Annotated in this window: 1 protein-coding gene; it reads left to right on the forward strand. The window is 70.3% G+C overall.

Features of this window, described 5'->3' with window-relative positions; genetic code table 11:
• Positions 1–296: 296 nt before the first annotated feature.
• Positions 297–1,020: IS110 family transposase (locus BM414_RS28155; RefSeq protein WP_139246146.1), on the forward strand; the 724-nt coding region annotated here is incomplete at its 3' end.

Below are 1,020 nucleotides of genomic sequence, written 5' to 3' on the forward strand. Positions count from 1 at the left end.
GGCCGTGCCTGGATCGCTGCCTGCACCGAACTCGGCATCGGCCGGCGGTTCATCCGGCCGGGCCGGCCCTGGACCAACTGCGAGGGTGGGCTTGTGCTTCTTCGGGCGGCCTGACCCGTAGACCAACCGGCCCAGTGGTGCCTTGTTGCCGAACTGTCGACTGTCCGGAGAAGCACCACGTCGCAGCTCCGGGCGAGAGCGGGGTGACCTGATAGGAGCCTGGCCAGAGGTCCCGTCGCAGTTCTGTCCGCCGCCCTCACCCGGCACTGCATCACCGCCGCCTCGAGGAGCAGCAGATGACACAGACAACGGTCGCACCCGCCGGCCGAATCGTCACCGTCGGCGTCGATACGCACAGCGACATCCATGTCGCGGTCGCTCTCGATCAGCTCGGGCGACGACTGGGCAGCATCACGGTCCCCACCACGCCAGCGGGCTATCAGGAACTGGAGACCTGGGCCCGACAGTTCGGTGAGATCAACGCCTTCGGCATCGAGGGCACCGGCAGCTGGGGCGCTGGCCTGGCCCGAGTCCTTCGTGACCACGACCACCGGCTCATCGAGGTCAACCGCCCAGACCGCAGCGCGCGCCACCGTCAGGGCAAGAGCGACCCACTCGACGCCGAGGCCGCCGCCCGAGCCGTCCTTGCCGGCACCGCGACCGCCCACCCGAAAGCCGGCGAAGGCACCGTGGAGATGATCCGTTCGCTGCAGGTCGCCCGCCGCAGCGCACAGAAAGCACGCTCCCAGGCTGCCAACCAGATCCGGGCCCTGCTGGTCACCGCACCGACCGGGCTGCGCGAGCAGCTGCGCTCAGCCAGCCTGCAGGAGTTGGTCCGCATCGCCAGCCGCTGGCGCACCGGCTCGACGCCGGACACCCACCTGCTCGTGGCCAAGCACGCGCTGCGCAGCCTCGCCCGGCGCCACCAGGATCTGACCGAGGAGATCCGCGACCTCGACACCCATCTGACGCGCCTGGTCCAGCAGACCGCCCCGCAGCTGCTCGCCGTTCGGGGGCTAG

Origin of the sequence: Geodermatophilus amargosae (assembly GCF_900116515.1) — a bacterium.
GTDB classification, from domain to species: Bacteria; Actinomycetota; Actinomycetes; order Mycobacteriales; family Geodermatophilaceae; genus Geodermatophilus; species Geodermatophilus amargosae.